The organism is Protofrankia sp. CiP3 (genome assembly GCF_917627345.1).
GTDB lineage: Bacteria > Actinomycetota > Actinomycetes > Frankiales > Frankiaceae > Protofrankia.
Window position 1 is genome coordinate 1 of record NZ_CAKJTM010000221.1, and the last position, 2,075, is coordinate 2,075.

Here is a 2,075-nt window from a genome sequence, read left to right on the forward strand (position 1 = left end):
AGGAGAACGCAACCGCATCAAAATCCGGGTGCGGTCAGCGATGGCCGCCCAAGCCAAAGTCGAAGGCCGCTACCTCGGCGGACGACCCCCCTACGGCTACCAGCTCGCCGACGCCGGACCCCACCCCAACCCCGCCAAAGCCGCCGACGGCAAACGCCTCCACGTCCTGGAACCGGACCCGGTTACCAGTCCCATCATCGCCAGGATCTTCCGCGAGTACGCGACCGGCCGCGGACTGTATGCGATCGCCGAAGGACTTACCGCGGACGGCATCCCCAGCCCGTCCGCCCATGACCCGGTACGTAACCCGCACCGCACGGGCATCGCCTGGTCCAAAGCTGCGCTGCGCGCGATCCTGACCAACCCCCGCTACACCGGCCGCCAGGTCTGGAACCGCCAACGCAAGGACGAGGTACTCCTCGACGTCGAGGACGTCGCTCTCGGCTACGAAACGCGGATGCGCTGGAACGACCCAGATGTCTGGATCTACTCGGCCGCCGCCGTCCACCCGCCATTGGTCGACGACGAGACCTTCGCCCAGGTCCAGGCCCGCTACAACGTCCGCAAAGTCGACCCGAGCGGACCGCGCGAACCCAAGCGCACCCGACACCCCTACCAGCTGCGCGGACTCATGCACTGCGGACTCTGTCGGCGGCGGATGCAGGGCAGCTGGAACAACGGCAAACCCCACTACCGCTGCGTCTACCCCGACCAGTACGCCCTCGCCAACCACGTCCACCATCCCCGCAGCATCTACGTCCGCGAAGAGCTCATCGTTCCCCATCTCGACCGCTGGCTCGCTCGCGCCTTCAGCCCAGCACGTCTGCCCACGACCATCGCCGCCGTCACCGCTGCCCAGGACGACGAAGCCACGATCACCCACGACGCCGGCCTCGACCGAGCACGACGAACCATCGCCGACTGCGACGCGAAACTGGAGCGCTACCGGCTCGCCCTCGAAGCCGGCACCGACCCCACCCTCGTCGCCCGCTGGACCGCCAAAGCCAACACTGAACGCGCTGCTGCCCAGGCCCGACTCCGAGCCACCACCGGCCGCCAGCGCATGACCGAGCAAGAGATCACCGACGTCGTCACCGCGATGGGCGACATCGTGACTGTCCTGGGGGAGGCCGATCCCGCCGACAAGGCGGAGATCTACACTCAGCTCGGCCTACAGCTCACCTACGAACCTGGAGCACACCGAGTGATCGCAGAAGCCAAACCTCCGACGATCATGTACGAACGAGAGTGTCCGAGGGGCGACTCGGCCACTACGCCCACGCCCTCCATCAGTGGAAGCGTCTCGCGGTGGTGCGACCGGGATCTTGGCCGTGACGACCGGTCGGGCTCGTCGGTACGGTTCTCCACGAGCGCTGAACAGGTTCTCTGAACATCCATGGGTCGCGGAGCTTGCGCGTCAGATTCTCAGGGCGGGTCGTCCACATCCCCCTGGGGCGACTGCGCAGCCAGCCGCGAGCGAATCTCATCCCTGACCAGACTCGGAAGCGCTAGAGTATCGAGATCTTGATGTCGCGGCCAGGTCAATACCTGCTGCGGCGATAGCCCGGGCGGTCTCCAGCGGTCAGTGCATCATCCGGGCGTCCGCCTCATGCCGGAACCCCATGGATCCCAGCACGATGCGGGTGGTGCACTGACCGGTTGAGACCACCGGCTGGGTAGGCGTCAACGTCGACGACGCCGCGGAGCCGGACTGGGAGAAGGTCGCTGGACTGCTGGAGCAGGCGTGGCGGATGACCGCGACGAGGCGGGCTGTCGCCGCCTTCGACGCCATCCGCGCCAGATCCGACTGAACCTGCCTACCACCAGCACGATCCACCAGCGGCTTGAGCGGTCACGCTACGCGGACCGCCTCGTGGCAGAAGAGGACGGTTCGCGAAATCCACAGCGGATTACACAGAGTTACGTAGACGCCGCCCTCGGACGACAGTCGCAGCCGCTCGTGGAACCGAGGCGGGGCTGGAATTGCTGATCATCAGACGGTGTTCACAGGCAGGTTGGCTGTCCGGAATCGGCTACACGGGTTTTTCGACGCCTGGGAGCCTTTCGGAAACTCA

Annotated in this window: 2 protein-coding genes; one reads left to right on the forward strand and one right to left on the reverse strand. The window is 66.3% G+C overall.

Annotated features, from left to right (window positions below; genetic code table 11):
• On the forward strand, positions 1–1,390 hold a 1,390-nt coding region (locus MJ797_RS26550), incomplete at its 5' end, for a recombinase family protein (protein WP_239342452.1).
• 192 nt (positions 1,391–1,582) lie between these two features.
• On the opposite strand, the gene MJ797_RS26555 is transcribed toward MJ797_RS26550, so the two are convergent.
• On the reverse strand, positions 1,583–1,792 hold the full coding sequence (locus tag MJ797_RS26555; RefSeq protein ID WP_239342454.1) for a hypothetical protein: 210 nt from the start codon (positions 1,790–1,792) through the stop codon (positions 1,583–1,585).
• Between the last annotated feature and the right edge of the window lie 283 nt (positions 1,793–2,075).